The following is a 23,883-nucleotide window of genomic DNA, read 5'->3' on the forward strand; positions in this document are numbered from 1 at the left end:
CAACAGGTTCTCTAAACCATACTTTCAAGTAATGTCGTCATGCCCGACTTAACCGGGCAAACAAGCCACAAAAAGGATAGTCCATGAGTCAGGATAAAATCGATATCAAAGATGTGACTCCTAAAACCTTTAACCCGAAAACACATAAAGGTAATGGAGATCGATTTAACCCAAGTAACCGAATCTATGTTCGAGAAAGCAAAGGTAAATTCCAACAACTGCGTCGCTATGGCGGTTGGTTCTTACTTTTACTTTTTGCGCTTATCCCATGGATTCCCTTTGGTGAACGTCAAGCGATCTTGCTCGATATCGGCAGCCAACAGTTCAACTTCTTTGGCACCACCTTATACCCGCAAGATCTGACCCTACTCGCGATCCTATTTATGATTGCCGCGTTTGGCCTGTTTTTCATAACCACCTTCTTAGGCCGCGTCTGGTGTGGCTATTTATGCCCGCAAACCGTCTGGACCTTCATGTATATCTGGTTCGAAGAGAAGCTAGAAGGCGCTGCCAATAAGCGAAGAAAACAAGACTCGGGCAAATTGACGAGCAATTTAATCCTCAGAAAAACCCTCAAACACATTGCGTGGTGGGCGATTGCCATTGCGACGGGCTTAACCTTTGTTGGTTACTTCATCCCAATCAAAGAGTTAGTGGTTGGCTTCTTTACCTTTAACTCGTCTTTCTGGCCGGTGTTTTGGGTACTGTTCTTTGCTGGATGTACTTATGCCAATGCGGGTTGGATGCGTTCAATTGTTTGTCTGCACATGTGTCCTTACGCGCGTTTCCAGTCGGCAATGTTCGATAAAGACACCTTCATCGTTGGTTACAACACAGAACGTGGTGAAAGCCGTGGCCCTCGCTCTCGTAAAGCCGATCCAAAAGAGCTTGGTCTAGGCGACTGTATTGACTGTAATCTGTGTGTACAAGTGTGCCCTACGGGTATCGATATCCGTGACGGCCTGCAATACGAGTGTATTAACTGCGGCGCGTGTATTGATGCCTGTGACAACACGATGGAGCGTATGGGCTATGAGAAAGGCCTGATCAATTACACCACCGAGCACAGACTTGAAGGTCACTCGACCAAGGTAATGCGTCCCAAGCTGTTGGGCTATGGCGCTATCTTGATCGTGATGCTGGGCTTGTTCTTCGCCCAAATCGCGAGCGTTGATCCTGCCGGCCTAAGTGTTCTGCGTGACCGAAACCAACTGTTTAGAGTCAATAACCAAGGGTTGGTTGAAAACACCTACACCTTGAAAGTGATCAACAAGACTCAACAAGAGCAAGAGTACAAACTCGGTGTTAGCGGACTGCCCGATTCTATCTGGTATGGTAAACAGACGATTACTGTCGATCCAGGCGAGGTTTTGAACCTACCTATCAGTTTAGGCGCCGACCCAGAAAAACTGAGCTCACCAGTTTCGACAATTCAGTTTATACTCTCGGATAATGAAGAGTTTACGATGGAAGTCGAAAGCCGCTTTATCAAGAAGCTCTGATACCCACACCTTAGTGCTTGGTATAACAACCCAATAAATGGAAAAAGGCTCAGTAATGAGCCTTTTTTATTCTATGACGATGCAAGCCTTTAACTTTGATAACCTGACTCCTGACTTCATGTGGTACGCACTGGAGAGCATTGGAGTTCGTGCTGAATCCGGGCTTCTCGCTCTCAACAGCTACGAAAACCGGGTGTATCAATTCACCGATGAAGACCGTAAGCGCTACGTCGTTAAGTTTTATCGTCCGCAACGCTGGAACAAGGCACAGATCCAAGAAGAGCATGACTTCGCACTCGAGCTTATCGAGCAAGAGATGCCGGTTGCGCCTCCAATGCGAATCAACGGTGCAACCTTACATGAATACCAAGGCTACCTATTTGCACTATTTGAAAGTGTTGGCGGCAGACAGTATGAAGTTGACAATCTAGATCAATTGGAAGGCGTAGGACGCTTTCTTGGTCGTATTCATAAAGCCAGCGCGGGAAGAACATTCCAGCATCGCCCGACCATCAGCTTAGATGAATACCTTTATCAGCCACGTAAGATTCTAGAGAACTCTCAGTTTATCCCGACGCACCTAGAAAATGCCTTCTTCAATGACGTTGACCTTCTGATCAAAGAGCTAGAGAGCCAGTGGCCGAGCAACATTGAGAATATCCGCCTGCACGGTGACTGCCACCCTGGCAATATTTTGTGGCGCGATGGGCCAATGTTCGTCGATCTTGATGACGCACGTAACGGCCCTGCGATACAAGATCTGTGGATGCTGCTCAATGGCGAGCGCCAAGATAAGCTGATGCAACTGGATATTTTGCTAGAGAGTTACCAAGAGTTTTGCGATTTTAATACCGCACAACTGAAACTAATCGAACCACTACGCGGTCTACGTATGGTGCATTACATGGCATGGTTGGCGAAACGATGGCACGATCCTGCGTTTCCTCTGGCCTTCCCGTGGTTTAATGATCCGAAATATTGGGAGCAACAAGTACTTGCTTGTAAAGAGCAAATTGCTACCCTGCAAGAGCCACCACTTTCGTTAATGCCTCAGTGGTAACAGCAATCGCAACATACAACTAGATAAAAATTCAAACATAATGGAGATTGGATATATGAAAAAGCTATTCGCATTTTTCTCATTGATCATGTTGAGCCTTACCGCTCACGCTGCGAAATTTAACGAAGGTGAACACTACAAAGTTCTCGACCTAGAAGCATCAAAAAAACCAATGGTGACAGAGTTCTTCTCTTTTTACTGCCCACACTGTAATAGCTTTGAGCCAATCATCCAGCAGCTAAAACAACAGCTACCTAAAGACGCTAAGCTACAGAAGAACCATGTTTCATTCATGGGTGGCAACATGGGTCTGCCAATGAGCAAAGCTTACGCGACAATGATTGCACTGAAAGTTGAAGATAAAATGGTGCCAGTGATGTTTAACCGCATCCACACAATGAACAAGCCACCACGTGATGAAGAAGAACTGCGTCAAATCTTCCTAGACGAAGGCGTTGATGCGAAGAAATTCGATGCTGCGTATAACGGCTTTGCTGTAGATTCTATGGTTCGTCGCTTCGACAAAGCATTCAAAGACAGCGGCCTTTCAGGTGTACCCGCTGTTGTGGTTAACAACCGCTACCTAGTAGAAGCTCAAGGTATCAACTCTCTTGATGAGTACTTCGAGCTCGTGAACTTCTTATTAAAGAAGTAAGCCATTGATGAAAGGAAGCTTCGGCTTCCTTTTTTTTTGCTAGTTCAAAAATCATTATTGATAAATAATTAACCTGGAAGTTTAAAGCTTTACTGCTATTAATAACCCGTCCTAAGAACCGGTGGGCAAGGAGCCCTTGAATGAAAATAAAAATAACTCTCTTGGCATTGAGCGTTGCGGCTTCTCCCGCTTTTGCCAAGCTTGCAGACCAACAAGGTTTCAGTGGTGAAATCTCTCTCAATACCGGGGTTACCTCTTCCACCTCGAACTTTAATACCGATGCTGATAGCAATCTTTCATCCACAGATCAGAAGGCTTCTTCGGAAAGCTCTTTTCTGGTTGCTCCTTTAGGTAGTGTTGCTTATACCTTTGGTGAAAAGCTAAACCATCAGGTATACACAGGTACCGCGCGAGATGATGTAGCAACAGGTACTGTAGTTCTCGAAGTCGGTTACAAATACCAACTTGAGTCAGGCATGGTGATCGACGCTTCACTGCTGCCAACCATTATGTCTGGTGAAACTTGGGCTGATCCATACAACACCACATCAGCTCGCACCAAGACCGATGAAACTGGCAATGCGTTTCGTTTGAAGCTAAGCAACATTGCGGGCTCAGCTTTCTCGCTAGACATGGCCTATGCGACCAAAGATGTCGACAAGGATGATATTCAAGATCAAGAGCTCAAACGAGATGCCAATACTCTCTACTTGAAAGGTCAATATCGCCTGCCACTTAGTCGTACCATGATGCTTATTCCATCCGTCATCTATCAAACACGTGATGCTGATGGTAAAGCTGAATCTTACGACCAATTCGGTGGTGAGGTAAGCTTGTTTGGTGGCATGGGGCGTCACAAGTACGCACTAACAGCGGGTTACAACCAACGCTCTTACGATGCGAGCAACCCGATCTACGACAAGAAACGCAGCGACGACAATATCAACCTATTCGCCGCCTATGAGTATGATCAATTCATGGATTGGGAAAACTGGTCGTTTATTTCACTGGCAGGCTACGGCACCAGCGACTCGAACATTACCTTCTACGACGAGTCTCAATATATAGTTTCAGTTGGCTTGAACTACAAGTTCTAACCTTAGCGAGTATGAACTGCAATCCAACGAAAGCCTGCATCTAAGCAGGCTTTTTCTGCTTGCTAGACAGCTTGAGCCGTGAGTTGTTTCAGCAAGCGATCCATCGCGCGATAGCCTAGCGCTTCTGATAGATGTTTCTTTTCGATCTGCTCGTTACCGTCAAGGTCGGCAATGGTTCGTGCCACCTTAATAATTCGATGATAAGCACGAATCGATAAACCCAAGCGATGTAGTGCTGTCTCAAGAAACTCTGCATCTTCGCGTCGCAGTGGGCAATACTTCTCAATTTCTCGGCTACCTAACAGTGCATTCGATTTATGGTTGCGAGATAGCATTAACTCTCGCGCCTGCCTAACCCTTTGCTTAACTACTTGAGTGGTTTCACCGCGATCACCGCCTTCGGCCAACATTCCTTTTGGCAACAGAGGTATCTCCAATGACATATCGAACCTATCCAGCAAGGGCCCAGATAAGCGATTGAGGTAACGCAGGATGATCTGTGGGTTGGCGCGCGCCTGGTTACCTTCGTAATAACCCGTTGGACTTGGGTTAAGTGCACCGACCAATTGAAAACGCGCAGGAAAACGAGTCTTGCCCGCAGCACGGGAGATAATGATCTCGCCCGACTCTAGTGGCTCTCGTAATGAATCAAGCACCTTGCGCTCAAACTCCGGCATCTCATCTAAGAACAATAAGCCGTTATGCGCTAAAGAGATCTCTCCGGGGCGAGGCACCGAACCACCACCCACTAATGCCGCCATTGAACTGGAATGGTGAGGAGAGCGAAAAGGTCGTTGCTTCCAGTTGTATTGATTGATTTCTTGTTGCGTTAACGAGGCCACCGACGCGGTTTCCATCGCTTCGTCATCACTCATTTCAGGTAATAGGTCACGCAGTCGAGAAGCGAGCATAGTTTTTCCGGTTCCGGGTGGGCCAAGAAACAATAAGTTATGATTCCCAGCAGCGGCTATCTCTAGAGCTCGCTTGCCTTGTTGTTGGCCGATAATATCTTGTAGGTCGCGAAGCACTGAAACATCAGCCTGATGATGTTCCGTTCTATATAGCCCAAGCTGAGCCTGTCCACACATGTCAGCACAAACCTCCAACAAGGTTTGTGCAGATTTATGCGCTCCCTTGCCCACCAGCGCAGCCTGATCACCGTTATGATGTGGGACAACTAAGCATCGCTCTACACTGTCGGCGGCTAACGTCGCAGGCAAAACGCCCTTTACCGAGCGAAGTTCTCCTGACAATGCCAACTCACCGATAAATTCATGTTGAGCTACTTTTGATGTCGGAAGCTGATCTGACGCCACCAAAATCCCAAGCGCGATGGGCAGGTCAAAACGGCCACCTTCTTTGGGCAAATCGGCTGGGGCGAGATTAACCGTGATTCTTTTCGATGGAAACTCAAAGCGAGAATTGATGATCGCGCTTCTCACTCGATCTTTAGATTCCTTGACCGTTGTTTCAGGTAGACCCACCAGCGTGAAGCCAGGCATTCCGTTGCTTATATGCACCTCAACGGTCACTTCTGGCGCCTCTACACCCACACTAGCTCGGCTATGAATTATCGCGAGTCCCATAACTTTCCTTTGTCTTTGATTTAAAAGTATTCGCTCTGGATATTCGTTGCTCACCAAAGCGATAAGGTTGTTATATAGCTTGGTGGAATGGTATTTTAATGTGAAAAAAGAATGACATTTCCCTTGTCATGCGGCAGATTTGTGTGATAACACTAGAGATGTAGATATTTACTGAAGACAATAAACGAGAAAACTCGAATATTATGATTTTTAACGCTCGCATTTACGCACTGATTAACCTGATTATCGTAGTCATTATTAAGACTGCGCGGGGGCGAGTGGGAAGAAAGTAACCACGAATTAGAAAAAACCCCCGCACTGACAAGTCCGGGGGTTTTTTCTAATTTAAACATTCGATTTTTATATTTTTGAGCATTTTCGGCTTTGCCGATTTACAGGAAGAATGGGAGCACAAGATGTGCAGAGACAAAGGAAACAGTTACCAAAATAAAGGTAATACGGGAGAATTCCGATGAAAGGCGCAGAACTAGTCGTATCCGCACTCAAGCAACAAGGAATTGAGACCGTATTTGGTTACCCCGGTGGTGCCATCATGCCAATCTACGATGCACTCTATGACGGCGGGGTTGAACATATCCTATGTCGCCATGAGCAAGGCGCCGCTATGGCCGCGATCGGCATGGCTAGAGCAACACAAGATGTCGCTGTTTGTATGGCAACCTCGGGACCAGGTGCAACCAACCTAGTCACTGGCCTTGCTGATGCCTTTATGGATTCAATCCCATTGGTTGCTATCACAGGTCAGGTTGCAAGTTCCCACATTGGTACCGATGCATTCCAAGAAATGGATGTGATTGGTATGTCTCTGTCATGTACTAAACACAGCTACCTAGTAACTGATATTGAAGAGCTAGCTCCAACCCTCGCTGAAGCGTTTGTGGTAGCAAAGTCTGGCCGCCCTGGCCCGGTTATCGTCGATATCGCTAAAGACGTTCAACTAGCAGAAGCACCTGTTAACGCTCTTCCTGAATTTACTCCACCCGCAATTCCTGTTGCGACAACTGATGCCATTGAACAGGCACAGTACTTTTTGTCTCAAGCGACCCGTCCTGTTTTATACGTAGGTGGTGGTGTTCAACTTGCTAAAGCAACCGATGCGGTTCGTGAGTTTTTACGCCTAAACCCAATGCCAGCAGTAAGCACACTGAAAGGCTTGGGCACTATCGAACGTGACGACCCACACTACCTTGGCATGCTGGGTATGCACGGCACTAAAGCCGCTAACCTTGTGGTTCAAGAGAGTGACCTGTTGATTGTTGTCGGTGCTCGTTTTGATGACCGAGTAACTGGCAAACTCGATACCTTTGCGCCGCATGCTAAGGTTATCCATATCGATATCGATGCCGCTGAGTTCAGCAAACTGCGTCTTGCCAATGCGCCAATTCGCGGTGACATCAACAAGATCATGCCTCAACTAGAGCTAAGTCAAGACATCTCCTCTTGGGTTCATCACTCTGAAGGTCTTCGTAGCTCATTCAAATGGCGTTACGACCACCCTGGTGATCTGATTTTTGCTCCACTGCTGTTGAAGCAACTGTCAGACATGATGCCAGCAAGCTCTATCGTATCGACTGATGTGGGCCAACACCAAATGTGGGCAGCTCAGCACATTCAGCCTCGCGATCCACAGAACTTCATTACCTCTGCCGGTTTAGGCACCATGGGCTTTGGCTTGCCAGCTGCAATGGGTGCATCGGTTGGGCGTCCTGACGACCAATCTATACTTATCTCTGGTGACGGCTCGTTCATGATGAACATTCAAGAGCTTGGCACATTGAAGCGTCGTCAGATCCCAGTGAAGATGGTACTGCTTAATAACTCTCGTTTGGGCATGGTTCGCCAATGGCAATCACTGTTCTTTGATGGCCGCCACAGTGAAACTATCTTAGATGACAACCCTGATTTCGTGATGCTCGCGAAAGCGTTCGATATCCCGGGCAAAACCATCACTCGTAAAGAAGAAGTAGAACCAGCATTGAAAGAGATGCTAGAGAGCAAAACCGCTTACCTACTTCATGTTCTTATCGATGAAGAAGAAAACGTATGGCCACTAGTACCGCCAGGTGCTTCAAACAGTGAGATGTTGGAGAACACATAACATGAAAAGATACCTATTAGACATCAAAGCCGATGATAAGCCTGTACTACTAGAGCGTGTTCTTCGTGTTATCCGCCACCGTGGCTTCATTGTTAAGCAAGTTGCGGGCACTCAAAACCACGAAAGCAAAGTGGCGAGTGTTGAGATCATCGTAGACAGTGACCGTCCGATCTCGTTCTTGGTAAACCAAATCGAAAAGCTGTGGGATGTACGTACCGTTGACGTTATCTCGATCAGCCGTAATGAACTGCCAAACAACAACTTACAACAAAAGATAAACGCATAAGGAACCGCAAACATGACAGCTAAAACAGCAGACTATATTTGGTTTAACGGTGAGATGGTTCCTTGGGCAGAGGCGAACGTTCACGTCCTGACTCACGCAATGCACTACGGTACTTCTGTGTTTGAAGGTGTTCGTTGTTACAACACACCAAAAGGGCCGGTTATCTTCCGTCACCCTGAACATGCTAAGCGCCTAAAAGACTCAGCAAAAATCTATCGCTTCCCTATTCCTTACACTGAGGAAGAAATTATGGAAGCGACTCGCGAAACGCTACGCCAAAATAAGCTAGAGTCAGCGTACATCCGCCCTCTAGGTTTCGTAGGTAACGTTGGTTTGGGTGTCTGCCCGCCAGAAAATACTGAGATGGAACTGATCATCGCTGCTTTCCCTTGGGGGTCTTACCTAGGCGAAGAAGCACTAGAAAACGGCGTTGATGCAATGATTTCTAGCTGGAACCGTGCCGCTCCAAACACGATCCCAACCGCAGCAAAAGCCGGTGGTAACTACCTATCTTCACTATTAGTTGGTGGCGAAGCTCGCCGTCATGGTTACGATGAAGGCATCGCACTGAGTGTTGATGGTTACCTTTCTGAAGGGGCTGGTGAGAACATCTTTGTGGTACGTAACGGCGTGCTATCCACACCACCAGCGACCAGTGCGATTCTGCCGGGTATCACGCGTGATTCGATCATGACACTAGCAAAAGACATGGGTTATGAGATCCGTGAAGAGAACATTGCTCGTGAAGCGCTATACCTTGCCGATGAAGTATTCATGACAGGCACAGCGGCGGAAATCGTTCCGGTTCGCAGCGTAGACAAAATTACAGTAGGTGAAGGCAAACGCGGTCCTATCACTGAAAAAGTTCAAGCGGCTTACTTTGGTCTATTCAATGGCACCACTGAAGATAAGTGGGGCTGGTTAGACTACGTTTATCCAGCAGGCCAAACTTCAGAAAACCAAACGCAAACAACTAAGTAAGCAACAGCCAAATATTTTATAAGGATTTAAGCAATGCCAATCTATCGTTCAGCAACGACTACCCACGGACGCAACATGGCTGGTGCGCGCGCTTTATGGCGTGCAACTGGCGTTAAAGATGATGACTTCGGTAAGCCAATCATCGCAGTTGTAAACTCGTTCACTCAATTCGTACCAGGCCACGTTCACCTTAAAGATATGGGGCAACTGGTTGCGGGTGAAATCGAGAAAGCGGGCGGTATCGCTAAAGAATTCAACACCATCGCAGTCGATGATGGTATCGCAATGGGCCACGGCGGCATGCTGTACTCACTGCCATCACGTGAGCTTATCGCGGATTCAGTAGAATACATGGTCAATGCACACTGTGCGGATGCGATGGTGTGTATCTCTAACTGTGACAAAATCACTCCGGGAATGATGATGGCAGCAATGCGCCTTAACATCCCAGTGATCTTTGTATCAGGCGGCCCAATGGAAGCGGGTAAAACTAAGCTTTCCGATCAAATCATCAAGCTAGACCTTGTTGACGCAATGATCCAAGGTGCCGATCCAACCATTTCTGATGAGCAAAGTGAGCAAGTAGAGCGTTCTGCATGTCCGACATGTGGTTCATGTTCAGGTATGTTCACAGCGAACTCAATGAACTGTCTAACAGAAGCGCTTGGTCTATCTCAGCCAGGTAACGGTTCTATGCTAGCAACCCACGCAGACCGTGAAGAGCTATTCATCAATGCTGGTAAGCGCATCGTTGACCTAACCAAGCGTTACTACGAGCAAGATGACGCATCAGCACTGCCTCGTAACATCGCGAACCGCGCAGCCTTTGAAAATGCAATGGCTCTAGATATCGCAATGGGTGGCTCGAGTAACACCGTTCTTCACCTATTGGCAGCAGCTCAAGAAGGTGAAGTCGACTTTGATATGGGTGATATCGACGAGATGTCTCGCCGCGTTCCACACCTATGTAAGGTTGCGCCTTCAACACCTAAATACCACATGGAAGACGTTCACCGCGCTGGTGGTGTTATGGCTATCCTAGGTGAACTAGACCGCGCAGGCCTACTGAACAACCAAACTCGCACTGTACTTGGCCTAAGCATGCAAGAGCAGCTAGCTCAATACGACATCATGCAAACAGAAGATGAAGCGGTGCTTAAGTTCTTCCGCGCTGGCCCTGCTGGCATTCGTACTACCAAAGCCTTCTCACAAGATTGTCGTTGGGATCGCCTTGATGATGACCGCGTCGATGGTTGTATCCGTACCAAAGAGAACGCATTCAGCCAAGAAGGTGGTCTAGCGGTACTTTCAGGTAACATCGCGGTTGATGGTTGTATCGTTAAGACCGCGGGTGTTGATGAAGAAAACCTTAAATTCCAAGGCCCTGCAATCGTATTCGAAAGCCAAGATACGGCAGTAGACGGCATCTTAGCGGGTAAAGTAAAAGCAGGTGAAGTGGTTGTTATTCGTTACGAAGGTCCTAAAGGTGGTCCGGGCATGCAAGAAATGCTCTACCCAACGACTTACCTAAAATCTATGGGTCTAGGTAAATCTTGTGCTCTTCTAACTGACGGACGTTTCTCTGGTGGTACATCAGGTTTGTCTATCGGTCACGCGTCTCCAGAAGCTGCAAGTGGCGGTGTGATTGGTCTAGTAAACACTGGCGATATCATCACTATCGACATCCCTAGCCGTTCAATCACACTTGATGTGCCTGAAGCCGAGCTAGAAGCGCGTCGTGTTAAGCAAGACGCACTAGGCTGGAAACCAGAAAACCGTCAGCGTGAAGTTTCATTCGCACTGAAAGCTTACGCAAGCATGGCAACCAGTGCCGACAAAGGCGCCGTGCGTGATAAGTCTAAGCTAGAGGGCTAGTCTATGAGTGATGACACGGTCAGTCCCCAAAAACAAACTGGCGCAGATTATCTGCGTCAGATCCTGAGAGCGCCGGTTTACGAAGCGGCAATCGTAACACCTCTACAGGATATGCCGCGTCTAAGCGCGCGCATTGGTAATCAGGTTCAGCTTAAACGAGAAGACCGTCAGCCGGTGCACTCGTTCAAGCTACGTGGTGCCTACAACATGGTATCAAGCCTTTCTGAGCAGCAAAAAGCCGCAGGTGTGATTGCTGCATCGGCGGGTAATCATGCTCAAGGTATGGCTCTGTCTGGCTCTAAGCTGGGCATTCAGACTACGATTGTGATGCCAAAAACCACGCCAGACATCAAGGTTGATGCGGTACGTGGCTTTGGCGGTAACGTGGTTCTGCACGGCAGCAACTTTGATGAGGCCAAGGCAGAAGCCGAGCGTCTTTCTGCTGAACATGGCTTTACCTTTGTGCCGCCTTTCGATCACCCACTGGTGATTGCAGGACAAGGCACGATGGGTATGGAGATGCTGCAGCAGAATGGTCATATGGATTACATCTTTGTGCCGGTTGGTGGTGGTGGCTTAGCTGCGGGTGTTGCTGTATTAGTAAAACAGCTGATGCCAGAGATTAAAGTCATTGCAGTAGAACCAGAAGATTCGTCTTGCTTAAAAGCGGCCCTCGATGCCGGTGAACCTGTGGTACTGGATCAAGTCAGCATGTTTGCCGATGGCGTTGCGGTTAAGCGCATTGGTGAAGAGACATTCCGTCTGTGTCAGCAGTACATCGATGGTCACATTGCCGTGTCTAGCGATGAGATCTGCTCTGCGGTCAAAGACATCTTTGAAGACACTCGTGCGATTGCCGAGCCTTCTGGTGCGCTTGCTCTGGCTGGTTTAAAGAAGTTTGCAGAGCAGAACCAACTGCAAGGCAAACAACTGGCAACTGTACTTTCTGGTGCTAATACCAACTTCCACGGTCTGCGTTATGTCTCTGAACGTTGTGAACTAGGTGAGAAGCGAGAAGGTCTACTTGCGGTTACGATTCCAGAGCGACAAGGAGCATTCCTAGAGTTCTGTAATATTATTGGTGGTCGAGCGGTAACTGAGTTTAACTACCGCCACAACGACGAAAGCCTAGCGAATATCTTCGTTGGTGTACGCCTACAAGGTGGTCAAGAAGAACTCGAACACATCATCAATGACTTACGTGAGGGCGGCTACCCGGTTGTCGATCTCTCTGATGATGAGATGGCAAAACTGCACATTCGTTACATGATTGGCGGTAAACCATCGAAGCCACTGAAAGAACGCCTATACAGCTTTGAGTTCCCAGAGTACCCAGGTGCATTGATTAAATTCCTTGGTACCTTAGGGACACACTGGAATATCAGCCTATTCAATTACCGTAACCACGGTGCCGACTACGGCCGTGTATTGTGTGGCTTTGAACTTGATGACGATGATTTGGCTCAGTTCTCAACACATCTACGAGAGCTTGGCTATCAGTGTAAAGATGAAACCGATAACCCTTCCTACAAGTTCTTCTTGTCATAAGAGTTAACGACCGAATCAAAAAGAGCGAGTATTTACTCGCTCTTTTTATTGGTGCTGATTCAACTCAAACTTGAAAAGGATCTTCTCGCTAAGATCATTAGACCGCCTTGCGATGATCCAACCAATCTTGGTGAAGTTGTTCACTCGATCCTAGGTATTTCACCATCCACTCGATCAACTTATGGTTATCGTCTTTTCGCCACACCAAACAACAATGACTCTGCGGACTCGGTTCAGGCAGTATTTTTTCCACCAGCAAGCCTTGTTCGATAATTGGCGCGGCAATGTGCCTCGGCATATAACCCACCCCTACTCCATTTTTAAGGCATTCAATTGCGCTATACCAATTGGGTAACAACAGGCGTCTTTGACTTGAGTAGTGGCCTGTGTGTCGCTTAGGGAGCACACTGGAGGTATCATCCAAGCAGATGGCTGGATATTGGCTCACGAACTCTTCATTGAGGTTCTGTTCGCGCACACACGGGTGACTTGGCGACATTACAAATGCCCAATCTAATTGCCCCATGTCTTTGACTTCAAAATCGCCACCAACTGGCACAGCTGAGGTGGCGCCAATCACGATATCCGCCCTGCCCTGTGCAATCGCTTCCCATGAGCCGTTGAATACCTCCATGTTGATCTGAAGTTCGGCAAACTCAAAGGTTTGATAGAACTCTTCAATCATCGGCTTCATCTTGTCGAGCTTCACCACATTATCGAGCGTCAGACGCAAGGTTTTCTTCCAACCTCGAGCTGCTCGACGAGTCTGGGCACTGACCTCTTCCATTTGCCTCAGTAGTGCACGCGCCTCTTCAATGAACAGTTCACCTGCCGGAGTGAGCTCAACCTTTCTCGGTAAACGCCTGAAAAGCAGCACATCCAGTTCTTGTTCGACCTGTCTGACACCATAACTGATCGCCGAGGGCACTTTGTGCAACTGCTCAGCCGCCGCGGTAAAACTGCCCAAGCGCGCTACCGTATCGAGCATTTCTAAAGAGGATTTAGAGAACATAAGCCTTCAAATTTTTTGATTGATAACCACATATTTTAGCGTTTTATTTTATCAGGTCTGAAAAATAGAATGTCAGCATAAATAAACAGGGGCTTTCACTTCTGTATATCAAACAATTTTTTTGATGATAAAAACATCACTACCTTTAGCTTAATGGCATCTTATGAATATTTCTAAATTTCAATTGGTCTACCTTGCAGTTCTTTCAATGCTTGGCTTTATTGCGACCGATATGTACCTTCCTGCATTTAAGGCAATGGAAGTTGATTTCGCAACCGGCCCAGAGCAGATTGCCCTGTCTTTAACGGTATTCCTTGGCGGTATGGCAATGGGTCAGCTTCTTTGGGGTCTGGCGAGTGACAAGTATGGTCACCGTAATACGCTGGCGGTTGGTCTTGTTATCTTTACTGCAGCTTCATTCGGCTTAGCATTCAGCACCGAGGTATGGCATCTACTGACACTGCGCTTCATTCAAGCGATCGGCGTATGTGCTCCTGCGGTAATCTGGCAAGCAATGGTTATCAAGCGTTACTCACAAAGCAGTAGCCAACAAATTTTTGCAACCATCATGCCTTTGGTTGCGCTATCTCCTGCATTAGCACCTCAGCTAGGTGTGTTACTGGCGGATAGCTTTGGCTGGCACAGCATCTTCATCACATTAACCTTGATGGGTGCACTGCTAGTGGCGACAACAATGGCTCAACCAAAAGAAGCGCCTGAAGTAAAACAGACATCGATTAAGACAGACATCAAGATGTTGCTTAAATCAAAGCCTTACATGGGTAATGTCTTAATGTTTGCTTCAGCATCTGCAGCGTTCTTCGCTTACCTAACGGGTATGCCAGAGATCATGGCTCAACTAGGTTATGAAGCAAAAGACATCGGTTTGAGCTTTATCCCACAAACAATCGCGTTCATGGCGGGTGGTTACTTCGGTAAGCAAGCAGTGAAGAAATATGGCGATGGCGTTGTACTAAGAAACCTTATCGGTTTGTTCAGTGTAGCGGCGATGCTTATCTTTATCGCATCACAGTGGGAACTGACGTCAATCTGGCCTCTACTTGCGCCTTTCTGTTTGATTGCTGTCGCAAACGGCGCACTTTACCCAATCGTAGTAAACCGTGCTCTATCAAGCGCTAAACAAAGCCCAGCAACAGCTGCTGGTCTACAAAACAGCCTGCAAATCAGTATCAGTGGCCTATCAAGTGCATTGGTCGCGGCAATGGCTAGCCAAGCACTAAGCGCGACGGGTATTGCCGTTGTGATCTGTTTGGGTGCGTTGTGGGTTGGCTATATTGTTTCGAACAAAGAGCTTTCTGAACACTTCGCGACACCTGACAACTCTCGAGTAGTCGCTGACGAGAAACAAGACTAGTTTCTAAGTTAACGAAAACAAAAAAGAGCGATATTACTCGCTCTTTTTTTATATCTAGATAAATAAGAAAAAGCCAGTAGCGGTACTACTGACTTTCATTTAAATCATCTTATTTGTTAAGAGACTACTTTTTCTTAGTCGGACGCTGCCAGTCAGCAATCTTACGTTCTTTCGCACGGCTGATAACCAGCTCATTTTCAGAAACATCGCGTGTTACGGTAGAGCCAGCTCCAACGGTAGCACCATTACCAATCGTAACAGGCGCTATTAATTGACTATCTGAACCAACAAACACGTCATCACCAATAATGGTCTTAAACTTATTCGCCCCATCGTAGTTACAAGTAATTGCACCCGCACCCACGTTTACGCGCTGACCAATTTCAGCATCCCCAAGATAAGTCAGGTGGTTGGCTTTAGAGCCTTCGCCAAGGCGAGTATTCTTCACTTCAACAAAGTTACCGACGTGCGAGTTATTACGCATATCGGCACCCGGACGTAGGCGAGTGAATGGACCAACGGTACAGTCTTCCCCCACCGTTGCCCCTTCAATAACGCTGTATGGACGAACGATGGTGTTGTCGTCAATCTCACAGTCTTTCAGTACACATCCCGTACCAATAACCACATTATCACCAATGCTGACACTGCCTTCAATGATAACGTTAGTATCGATCTCGACATCCATACCGCACTGCAGATCACCGCGTAGATCAAAGCGGCTAGGGTCGCGTAGCATCACGCCTTGCTTCAATAGCTTATCGGCTTGCGTAGCTTGGTAAGCGCGCTCTAGGCGAGCCAGTTGCGAACGATCGTTAACGCCTTCCACTTCAATTGGGCTTACTGGGTGTACCGCTTCAACTGCACGACCTTCGTCGTGAGCCGCAGCGATAACGTCAGTCAGGTAATATTCACCCTGTGCGTTGTCGTTGCTTAGACCTGACAACCAGCGCTTCAGATCGCCACCAGTCGCCACCATAACGCCGGTATTGATCTCTTTGATAAGCTTCTGCTCATCCGTTGCATCTTTCTGTTCAACGATAGCCACAACAGGGCCATTACGACGAATAATACGTCCGTAGCCCATCGGGTTGTCTAACACGACAGTAAGTAGCGCGATGCCACCGTTTGGTTGAGCGTCTAATAGGTTTTCAATGGTTTCAGGTGAGATTAGTGGAACATCACCGTAGAGCACCAATACTTTTTCATCATCAGCGAAATGTGCAGATGCTTGATCCACAGCGTGACCTGTGCCGAGCTGTTCAGCTTGCAGTGCCCAGTTTACAGATTCTTCAGCTAAGGTAGCCTTCATCTGATCACCACCGTGGCCGTAAACCAGGTTGATGTTTTGAGCGCCTAGACCATTACATGTATCGATAACATGCTTCACCATTGGCTTACCCGCAAGTGTGTGCAGAACCTTTGGTGTGTTTGAATACATGCGAGTGCCTTTGCCCGCCGCGAGAATTACCGCGCTAAACTTCATTGTAAACCTATCCAACGTTATTTTTATTAAGCCGATATTGTAACCGTTTTTGGGCAAAAAATTAAATCGCAATAACCATTTAACCGGTAGTGATACGTAAAAGAAGCATTTTTGAGAATCTAAAAATGCAAAAAGGCGACCCTTAGGTCGCCTTTATCTCAGAGTCTGTAATCTTAAAAAGATTAACGACGCTGTTTTGTCAGTTCGATAACTCGTAACTGAGCAATGGCTTTAGCCAGTTCACCGGCCGCTTGTGCGAAGTCTATGTCGCCATGCTGATTTTGGATATTCTCCACAGCCTTGCGCTTAGCTTCTTCCGCCTTTGCTGCGTCTAGCTCTTCACCACGGATAGCTGTATCAGCCAGTACAGTTGCTGTACCAGGCTGAACTTCTACCATACCACCAGAAACATAAATGATTTCTTCGTGGCCGTGCTGCTTAACAATACGCACCATGCCAGGCTTGATAGCGGTCAGCAGTGGACAGTGACCATGGAAAATACCAAGTTCACCCTCACTACCGGTCACCTGAAACGTCTCAACAAGGCCTGAGAAAATTTGTTTCTCTGCACTTACAACGTCTAGGTGAAAGGTTATTGCTGCCATATCGCCTCCTAGTTAGCCTTATAGCTTCTTAGCATTCTCGATAGCTTCGTCAATTGCACCACAGTACATGAACGCTTGCTCTGGAATGTCATCGTATTCACCAGATAGAAGACCTTGGAAGCCACGTAGAGTCTCTTTAAGAGGTACGTAAATGCCTGGGTCACCTGTAAATACTTCCGCTACGTGGTAAGGCTGAGTTAGGAACTTCTCAATCTTACGAGCACGAGATACAACTTGCTTATCTTCTTCAGATAGCTCGTCCATACCTAGGATAGCAATGATATCTTTCAGCTCTTTATAGCGCTGAAGAGTAGACTGAACGCCACGAGCGATGTCGTAGTGCTCTTGTCCAACTACCAATGGATCCAGTTGACGTGAAGTAGAATCTAGCGGGTCGATCGCAGGGTATAGACCCATAGATGCGATGTTACGGTTAAGTACAACCGTTGCATCCAAGTGAGCGAACGTTGTTGCTGGAGACGGGTCAGTCAAGTCATCCGCAGGTACGTATACCGCCTGTACAGACGTGATAGAACCAGCTTTAGTTGACGTGATACGCTCTTGTAGAACACCCATTTCTTCAGCCAGTGTAGGTTGGTAACCTACCGCAGAAGGCATACGACCTAGAAGTGCTGATACTTCAGTACCTGCTAGTGTGTAACGGTAGATGTTATCAACGAACAGTAGAACGTCACGACCTTCGTCACGGAAGCGCTCTGCCATTGTTAGGCCAGTCAGGGCAACACGTAGACGGTTACCTGGTGGCTCGTTCATCTGACCGTAAACCATCGCTACTTTTGATTCTTCAGGTTTTTCGATGTTTACAACACCTGCTTCCTGCATCTCAAAGTAGAAATCGTTACCTTCACGAGTACGCTCACCTACACCTGCAAATACAGATAGGCCTGAGTGTTGAAGTGCGATGTTGTTGATAAGTTCCATCATGTTAACGGTCTTACCTACACCAGCACCACCGAATAGACCGATTTTACCACCCTTAGCGAATGGACAAATCAAGTCGATTACTTTAACACCAGTTTCTAGAAGAGCTGTCTCGTTAGACTGCTCTTCGTAGCTTGGAGCTTCACGGTGAATGGCGTAATGCTCTTCAGCACCAATCTCGCCACACTCATCAATCGCGTCACCTAGGACATTCATGATACGACCCAATGTCTTAGTACCTACTGGTACTGAGATTGGAGCGCCAGTATTTTCAACTGTCAAACCACGACGTAAACCATCAGAGCTACCCATTACGATTGCGCGAACTACGCCACCGCCAAGTTGTTGCTGAACTTCAAGAACTAGACGTTCTTGTACTTCATTAACATTCAGAGCGTCGTATACACGAGGTACTTCACCCTGTGGGAACTCTACGTCGACTACCGCACCGATGATCTGTACGATCTTACCTGTAGCCATCGTTAATCCTCTAACTATTTAGTTTTACCTAAGCTTAAACCGCAGCTGCGCCTGAAACGATCTCAGAAAGTTCTTGTGTAATTGCCGCTTGACGCGCTTTGTTGTACACAAGTTCTAAGTCATCAATAATGTCACCAGCGTTATCTGTTGCTGATTTCATAGCAATCATTCGAGCCGCTTGCTCACAAGCAAGGTTCTCGACCACACCTTGATATACTTGAGATTCGACGTAGCGAACCAGTAGTGCATCTAGTAGTGGTTTTGGCTCAGGCTCATAAATGTAGTCCCAAGCATGATCGCGTTTCATGTCTTCGCTGTCTGATTTAGGCAAAGGAAGTAATTGATCGATCGTTGGTTCTTGTACCATAGTGTTTTCAAACTTGTTGAACACTACGAACAGGCGATCCAATTCGCCTTCATCATATTTCTTCAGCATAACGCTTACAGAGCCAATCAAGTCTTCAAGGCTTGGGCGATCGCCCAGACCAGAAACTTGAGCTGCTACTTTCGCGCCGCTGTTGTTGAAAAATGCTGTCGCTTTTGAACCTACAATTGCAAGTTCAACGTCAGCACCTTTCTCAGACCAATCTTTCATGTCGTTCATGGCTTTTTTGAACAAGTTAATGTTCAAACCACCACAAAGACCACGGTCTGTAGAAACGATGATGTAACCAACACGTTTGGCTTCACGTTCCTCAAGATAAGGATGCTTATACTCGAGGCTACCATTAGCCAAATGACCGATCACTTTACGCATTGTTTCTGCATATGGACGAGTAGCTTCCATTGCGTCTTGAGAACGACGCATTTTTGAAGCTGCTACCATTTCCATTGCTTTCGTAATCTTCTGTGTGCTTTTAACACTACCGATTTTATTACGTATCTCTTTTGCGCCGGCCATCGTTACTCTCCGTTAATGGTATGAGGTGGCCCTAAGACCACCTACCAATTACCAGGTCTGGGTTGCCTTGAAATCGTCAACAAGCTTCTTCAGCTCAGCTTCGATTTCTTTATTGAAAGCACCCGTTGTGTCGATCTGTGTTGCTAGATCGGCATATTGACCACGAGCAAACGACAGTAAAGCAGCTTCAAAGTCTAGAACTTTAGAAAGTTCAACGTCTTGAAGGTATCCACGCTCTGCAGCGAAGATTACTAGAGCTTGATCAAATACAGACATAGGAGCGTATTGCTTCTGCTTCATCAGTTCTGTAACTTTTTGACCGTGGTCTAGCTGCTTCTTAGTCGCTTCATCAAGATCCGAAGAGAACTGAGCAAATGCTGCAAGTTCACGGTATTGAGCTAGAGCAGTACGGATACCGCCAGATAGCTTCTTGATGATTTTAGTCTGCGCCGAACCACCTACACGAGAAACTGAGATACCAGGGTCAACAGCTGGACGTACGCCCGCGTTGAATAGCTCAGTTTGTAGGAAGATCTGACCATCGGTAATCGAGATTACGTTCGTCGGTACGAATGCAGATACGTCACCAGCTTGCGTTTCGATGATAGGAAGAGCAGTTAAAGAACCCGTCTTGCCTTTCACTTCGCCTTTAGTGAATTCTTCTACGTAGTGTTCGCTTACACGAGCAGCACGCTCTAGTAGACGAGAGTGAAGGTAGAAAACATCACCAGGGAACGCTTCACGACCTGGTGGACGCTTAAGCAGTAGTGAGATCTGACGGTAAGCGACAGCTTGCTTAGATAGATCATCATAAACAATCAGTGCATCTTCACCGCGATCACGGAAGTATTCACCCATCGCACAACCAGCATACGGTGCAAGGTATTGCAGCGCTGCAGATTCAGAAGCCGATGCAACAACAACAACAGTGTTTGCTAGTGCGCCGTGCTCTTCTAGTTTGCGAACTACGTTAGCGATAGTCGACGCTTTTTGGCCGATTGCAACGTAGATAGAGAAAATACCAGAATTTTTTTGGTTAATAATCGCATCGATCGCCATCGCTGTTTTACCAGTCTGACGGTCACCGATAATAAGTTCACGCTGACCACGACCGATAGGGATCATTGAGTCAACTGACTTGTAACCAGTTTGAACAGGTTGATCTACCGATTTACGGTCGATTACACCTGGTGCGATAATTTCTACAGGCGAAGTCAATTTCGCATCAATAGGACCTTTACCATCAATTGGCTCACCTAGCGTGTTTACCACACGACCAAGCATTTCAGGACCTACTGGTACTTCGAGAATACGACCCGTACCTGTAACTTTCATGCCTTCCTGTAGGTCAGCATATGGGCCCATTACAACAGCACCAACCGAATCACGGTTCAAGTTAAGTGCTAGCGCGTAACGGCCACCCGGTAGTTCAATCATTTCACCTTGCATCACGTCCGCTAGGCCGTGAATGCTAAGGATGCCATCGCTTACCGAAACGATAGTACCTTCATTGCGAGCTTCACTAACAACGTCGAAAGATTCAATACGTTGTTTAATTAGATCGCTAATTTCAGTGGAATTAAGTTGCATGCTCCAATCCCCATTAAGACTGCAATGCATCGCTCAGGCGGTCTAAACGACTGCGCGCTGAGTTATCGATGACTAGGTCTCCGGCTCGAATAATAACTCCACTAAGTAGAGTCTCATCTATACTGCAATTCAGCTGAACTTTGCGCGCTAAGCGCTGTTCCAATTTGCTGCTGATCTCTGCGCGTTGTTCTTTAGAAAGTTCAACCGCTGAAGTGACTTCAACGTCGATCTCTTTCTCGTGCTCTTGTTTGAGCAATAAGAACTCTTTGCAAACATCAGGAAAAGCCATTAAGCGGCCATTCTCTGCCATTACTTTTATCAAGTTCTGGCCGAATTCATCAAATTGTTCGCCACAAATTACAATGAATACTTCAGCTAATTTTTCAGCAGTTTGAGAGCTGCTTAAGAAATTGTGAACATCATCATTTTGTGCCACTTCGGCAGCAAAAGTAAGCATCTGACCCCATTGGTCTAGCTCACCTTTCTCTACCGCAAAGTCAAACGCTGCTTTAGCATAGGGGCGTGCGATTGTAGTCAAATCAGACATATACAGCCCCTTGCTTTAAAGTTTTGCAGTAATGTTGTTAAGAAGATCATCGTGTACATCTTTATCGATTGTACGCTCAAGGATTTTCTCAGCACCAGCAATTGCCAGAGTTGCGACTTGTTTGCGCAGGTCATCACGGGCACGTGTGCGCTCAGCTTCAATTTCGGCTTCCGCTTGCGCTAAGATTTTCTGGCGCTCTGCCTGAGCCTCTTCGCGAGCTTCATCAATAATTTGAGCCTTGCGTTTATTTGCCTGTTCAATAACCTCAGTTGCGGTGCGCTTCGCTTCTTTCAATTGGTCAGAAGCGTTGGCTTGTGCTAGATCCAAGTTTTTAGCAGCGCGTTCAGCGGCTACTAGACCGTCAGCAATTTTTTTCTGACGCTCTTCAATTGCTTGCATGATTGGTGGCCATACATATTTCATGCAGAACCAAACAAACATAGAAAAAGCAATTGCTTGACCTAACAGAGTTGCGTTCATATTCACAACAGCTACCCCTCGTTAAGAATCAACTACAAAAATTTAATTAACTAATTAACAGTTAATTAGCCTGCTAGTTGACCAACAAATGGGTTAGCAAACGTGAATAGTAGTGCGATTACGATACCGATCATTGGAACAGCATCCAGTAGACCAGCGATGATGAACATCTTAACTTGTAGCATTGGAGCCATTTCAGGTTGACGCGCAGCGCCTTCTAGGAATTTACCACCAAGAATAGCAAAACCAATTGCAGTACCTACGGCACAAAGACCAACAATAATAGCAACAGCGATTGCTGAAAAACTTAGTACAGTTTCCATTTACGTTCTCCGATTAACATTAATAGTTAGAATAAAACTTAAAAATTTTTAGTGATCGCCATCTTCATGGGCCATTGATAAATAAACAATTGTTAACATCATGAAAACAAATGCTTGAATCAAAATAACCAAGATATGGAAGATAGCCCAAGGTAGAGAGCCTACCCATTGTAAATACCACGGTAGCATTGCCGCACAAAGAATGAATACAACCTCACCTGCGAACATGTTACCGAATAGACGCATACCAAGTGATAGAGGCTTCGCGAGTAGCGATACCACTTCAATCAGTAGGTTAAACGGGATCATGATTGGGTGATTAAATGGATGTAAAGCAAGTTCTTTGGCGAATCCACCTAAGCCTTTTACTTTGATGCTGTAGTAGATCATCAGAGCAAAAACACCTAAGGCCATTGACATGGTTATATTAACATCAGCTGAAGGAACCACTTTCAAATAAGGGATACCTAGCCAATGCTCCGCAGGATATGGTAAGAAATCGATAGGCACTAAGTCCATCAAGTTCATTAAAATAATCCAGCAGAATATAGTCAGTGCTAATGGAGCAATCAGAGGGTTGCGGCCATGGAAAGTGTCTTTAACGTTGCCATCAACGAATTCAACTACCATTTCAACAAAACACTGAAGCTTACCAGGTACACCTACTGTTGCTTTCTTAGCGACTGAGCGAAAAACCCAAAGGAATAACATCCCTGTCAACACCGAAAAAAACAGACTGTCTATATGTACGTTCCAGAAACTTGTCTCCTCTACAAGACCAAACTTAGCTAAAGAAAGGTTTTGTAAGTGGTGCTCAATGTATCCGGATGCTGTTGGCGCAGCCATAACTCATCCTATTTTTTATTGTTAATGAAAAGCACTGGCGCAAAGATATTAATACCTAGAACCAGTAAATAGGTCAGTTTGAGGGGAACTAATTCCACCTGCATATACATGTAGACAATAGAGAATAGTAGAACTGTGATAAGGATTTTTAGCGCTTCGCCTGCATAGAACGACGCCGCAACTAACTTAGTTGCGCGAGCTCCACTAAATAGGAAAGCACACACACAAAAAACTGCATTTGCGATGACAAAAATACCGCCACCGATTAATGCAGCAAAACCCCAATCAGGATTAACAGCTAAACCTAACCCTATCGCCACTAATATAACCGCGCTAAGCTCGATCAATAACATTTGCTTTGCAAGCACTCGTCCTGGTCTTGCTAACGCCGCTACCATGTATTCGTTCCTCTTTTAAGCCTTCTTTACTACTCGCTTAAAAGCGTGCTGAGAAATTGGCGAAAATTATACGTTCAGCCAAATTGATTGCAATAACAATGCAGCAATCATTTACATTTTTGCATACAAACCTACAACTTTTGTACGAAATTACTTGTTTATTACATAATTGACCTAAATCAATTATCT

At 46.4% G+C, this 23,883-nt stretch carries 22 protein-coding genes; 10 read left to right on the top strand and 12 right to left on the bottom strand.

Annotation, left to right across the window (positions count from 1 at the left end):
* The first annotated feature begins 83 nt into the window (after positions 1-83).
* The 4 genes from ccoG to AB4585_RS15290 all read left to right on the top strand — a co-directional run bounded on the left by ccoG (position 84) and on the right by AB4585_RS15290 (position 4,314).
* Complete coding sequence (ccoG, locus tag AB4585_RS15275; RefSeq protein ID WP_017058780.1) at positions 84-1,502, top strand: cytochrome c oxidase accessory protein CcoG; 1,419 nt, start codon at positions 84-86, stop codon at positions 1,500-1,502.
* A 73-nt stretch (positions 1,503-1,575) separates the two neighbouring features.
* Positions 1,576-2,562, top strand: coding sequence for a serine/threonine protein kinase (locus AB4585_RS15280; protein ID WP_017058781.1), 987 nt, complete (start codon positions 1,576-1,578; stop codon positions 2,560-2,562).
* 55 nt (positions 2,563-2,617) lie between these two features.
* On the top strand, positions 2,618-3,217 hold the full coding sequence (locus AB4585_RS15285) for a thiol:disulfide interchange protein DsbA/DsbL (RefSeq protein ID WP_017063015.1): 600 nt from the start codon (positions 2,618-2,620) through the stop codon (positions 3,215-3,217).
* Positions 3,218-3,357: 140 nt separating this feature from the next.
* The gene (locus AB4585_RS15290) at positions 3,358-4,314 is read left to right on the top strand and encodes a DUF2860 domain-containing protein (RefSeq protein ID WP_017066751.1); all 957 of its coding nucleotides are present in this window, start codon (positions 3,358-3,360) and stop codon (positions 4,312-4,314) included.
* Positions 4,315-4,376: 62 nt separating this feature from the next.
* Here the strand turns inward: AB4585_RS15290 and AB4585_RS15295 are convergent, their stop codons facing one another.
* On the bottom strand, positions 4,377-5,900 hold the full coding sequence (locus tag AB4585_RS15295; RefSeq protein ID WP_372155373.1) for a YifB family Mg chelatase-like AAA ATPase: 1,524 nt from the start codon (positions 5,898-5,900) through the stop codon (positions 4,377-4,379).
* Positions 5,901-6,372: 472 nt separating this feature from the next.
* Here AB4585_RS15295 and ilvG point away from each other — a divergent pair, with 472 nt between their 5' ends.
* From ilvG to ilvA, 5 genes are read left to right on the top strand one after another with little or no spacing between them, the layout of a single operon-like run.
* Positions 6,373-8,019, top strand: a complete 1,647-nt coding sequence (ilvG, locus tag AB4585_RS15300; protein ID WP_102321080.1) for an acetolactate synthase 2 catalytic subunit — start codon at positions 6,373-6,375, stop codon at positions 8,017-8,019.
* A gap of 1 nt (position 8,020) precedes the next feature.
* The gene (gene ilvM, locus AB4585_RS15305) at positions 8,021-8,305 is read left to right on the top strand and encodes an acetolactate synthase 2 small subunit (protein ID WP_017055442.1); all 285 of its coding nucleotides are present in this window, start codon (positions 8,021-8,023) and stop codon (positions 8,303-8,305) included.
* A 12-nt stretch (positions 8,306-8,317) separates the two neighbouring features.
* Positions 8,318-9,286 carry a branched-chain amino acid transaminase gene (locus AB4585_RS15310; protein WP_065584154.1) on the top strand — a complete coding sequence of 323 codons (969 nt, stop codon included), beginning with the start codon at positions 8,318-8,320 and terminating at the stop codon, positions 9,284-9,286.
* 33 nt (positions 9,287-9,319) lie between these two features.
* Complete coding sequence (gene ilvD, locus AB4585_RS15315) at positions 9,320-11,161, top strand: dihydroxy-acid dehydratase (RefSeq protein WP_372155371.1); 1,842 nt, start codon at positions 9,320-9,322, stop codon at positions 11,159-11,161.
* A 3-nt stretch (positions 11,162-11,164) separates the two neighbouring features.
* Entirely contained in the window at positions 11,165-12,709 is a 1,545-nt protein-coding gene (gene ilvA, locus AB4585_RS15320) for a threonine ammonia-lyase, biosynthetic (RefSeq protein ID WP_372170181.1), read from the top strand.
* A 97-nt stretch (positions 12,710-12,806) separates the two neighbouring features.
* Here the strand turns inward: ilvA and punR are convergent, their stop codons facing one another.
* A complete protein-coding gene (punR, locus tag AB4585_RS15325; protein ID WP_136974240.1) occupies positions 12,807-13,721 on the bottom strand; it encodes a DNA-binding transcriptional activator PunR in 915 nt (304 codons plus the stop codon).
* 163 nt (positions 13,722-13,884) lie between these two features.
* Between punR and punC the strand changes: the two genes are divergently transcribed.
* Entirely contained in the window at positions 13,885-15,096 is a 1,212-nt protein-coding gene (gene punC / locus AB4585_RS15330; protein ID WP_017063021.1) for a purine nucleoside transporter PunC, read from the top strand.
* 124 nt (positions 15,097-15,220) lie between these two features.
* Here the strand turns inward: punC and glmU are convergent, their stop codons facing one another.
* The 10 genes from glmU to AB4585_RS15380 all read right to left on the bottom strand — a co-directional run bounded on the left by glmU (position 15,221) and on the right by AB4585_RS15380 (position 23,694).
* Positions 15,221-16,582 (bottom strand): bifunctional UDP-N-acetylglucosamine diphosphorylase/glucosamine-1-phosphate N-acetyltransferase GlmU, encoded by a 1,362-nt coding sequence (glmU, locus tag AB4585_RS15335; protein WP_017058790.1) that lies wholly within the window; start codon positions 16,580-16,582, stop codon positions 15,221-15,223.
* A 182-nt stretch (positions 16,583-16,764) separates the two neighbouring features.
* On the bottom strand, positions 16,765-17,187 hold the full coding sequence (locus tag AB4585_RS15340) for a F0F1 ATP synthase subunit epsilon (protein WP_017058791.1): 423 nt from the start codon (positions 17,185-17,187) through the stop codon (positions 16,765-16,767).
* Between the two features lie 18 nt (positions 17,188-17,205).
* Positions 17,206-18,609, bottom strand: a complete 1,404-nt coding sequence (gene atpD, locus AB4585_RS15345) for a F0F1 ATP synthase subunit beta (RefSeq protein WP_017058792.1) — start codon at positions 18,607-18,609, stop codon at positions 17,206-17,208.
* A gap of 34 nt (positions 18,610-18,643) precedes the next feature.
* Complete coding sequence (gene atpG, locus AB4585_RS15350) at positions 18,644-19,510, bottom strand: F0F1 ATP synthase subunit gamma (protein ID WP_017058793.1); 867 nt, start codon at positions 19,508-19,510, stop codon at positions 18,644-18,646.
* 48 nt (positions 19,511-19,558) lie between these two features.
* Positions 19,559-21,100: a F0F1 ATP synthase subunit alpha gene (gene atpA / locus AB4585_RS15355; RefSeq protein ID WP_102321083.1), complete on the bottom strand. Its 1,542-nt coding sequence runs from the start codon at positions 21,098-21,100 to the stop codon at positions 19,559-19,561.
* Positions 21,101-21,113: 13 nt separating this feature from the next.
* Positions 21,114-21,647, bottom strand: a complete 534-nt coding sequence (gene atpH, locus AB4585_RS15360) for a F0F1 ATP synthase subunit delta (RefSeq protein ID WP_017058795.1) — start codon at positions 21,645-21,647, stop codon at positions 21,114-21,116.
* Between the two features lie 15 nt (positions 21,648-21,662).
* Positions 21,663-22,133, bottom strand: a complete 471-nt coding sequence (atpF, locus tag AB4585_RS15365) for a F0F1 ATP synthase subunit B (protein ID WP_032545592.1) — start codon at positions 22,131-22,133, stop codon at positions 21,663-21,665.
* Positions 22,134-22,192: 59 nt separating this feature from the next.
* Positions 22,193-22,450 carry a F0F1 ATP synthase subunit C gene (gene atpE / locus AB4585_RS15370; RefSeq protein WP_004411110.1) on the bottom strand — a complete coding sequence of 86 codons (258 nt, stop codon included), beginning with the start codon at positions 22,448-22,450 and terminating at the stop codon, positions 22,193-22,195.
* A gap of 48 nt (positions 22,451-22,498) precedes the next feature.
* Positions 22,499-23,296, bottom strand: a complete 798-nt coding sequence (gene atpB, locus AB4585_RS15375) for a F0F1 ATP synthase subunit A (protein WP_017058797.1) — start codon at positions 23,294-23,296, stop codon at positions 22,499-22,501.
* A gap of 8 nt (positions 23,297-23,304) precedes the next feature.
* Positions 23,305-23,694: a F0F1 ATP synthase subunit I gene (locus AB4585_RS15380; RefSeq protein WP_017058798.1), complete on the bottom strand. Its 390-nt coding sequence runs from the start codon at positions 23,692-23,694 to the stop codon at positions 23,305-23,307.
* Between the last annotated feature and the right edge of the window lie 189 nt (positions 23,695-23,883).

The sequence above is a fragment of the Vibrio sp. 10N.222.49.C9 genome (assembly GCF_041474985.1).
Lineage (GTDB): Bacteria > Pseudomonadota > Gammaproteobacteria > Enterobacterales > Vibrionaceae > Vibrio > Vibrio crassostreae_C.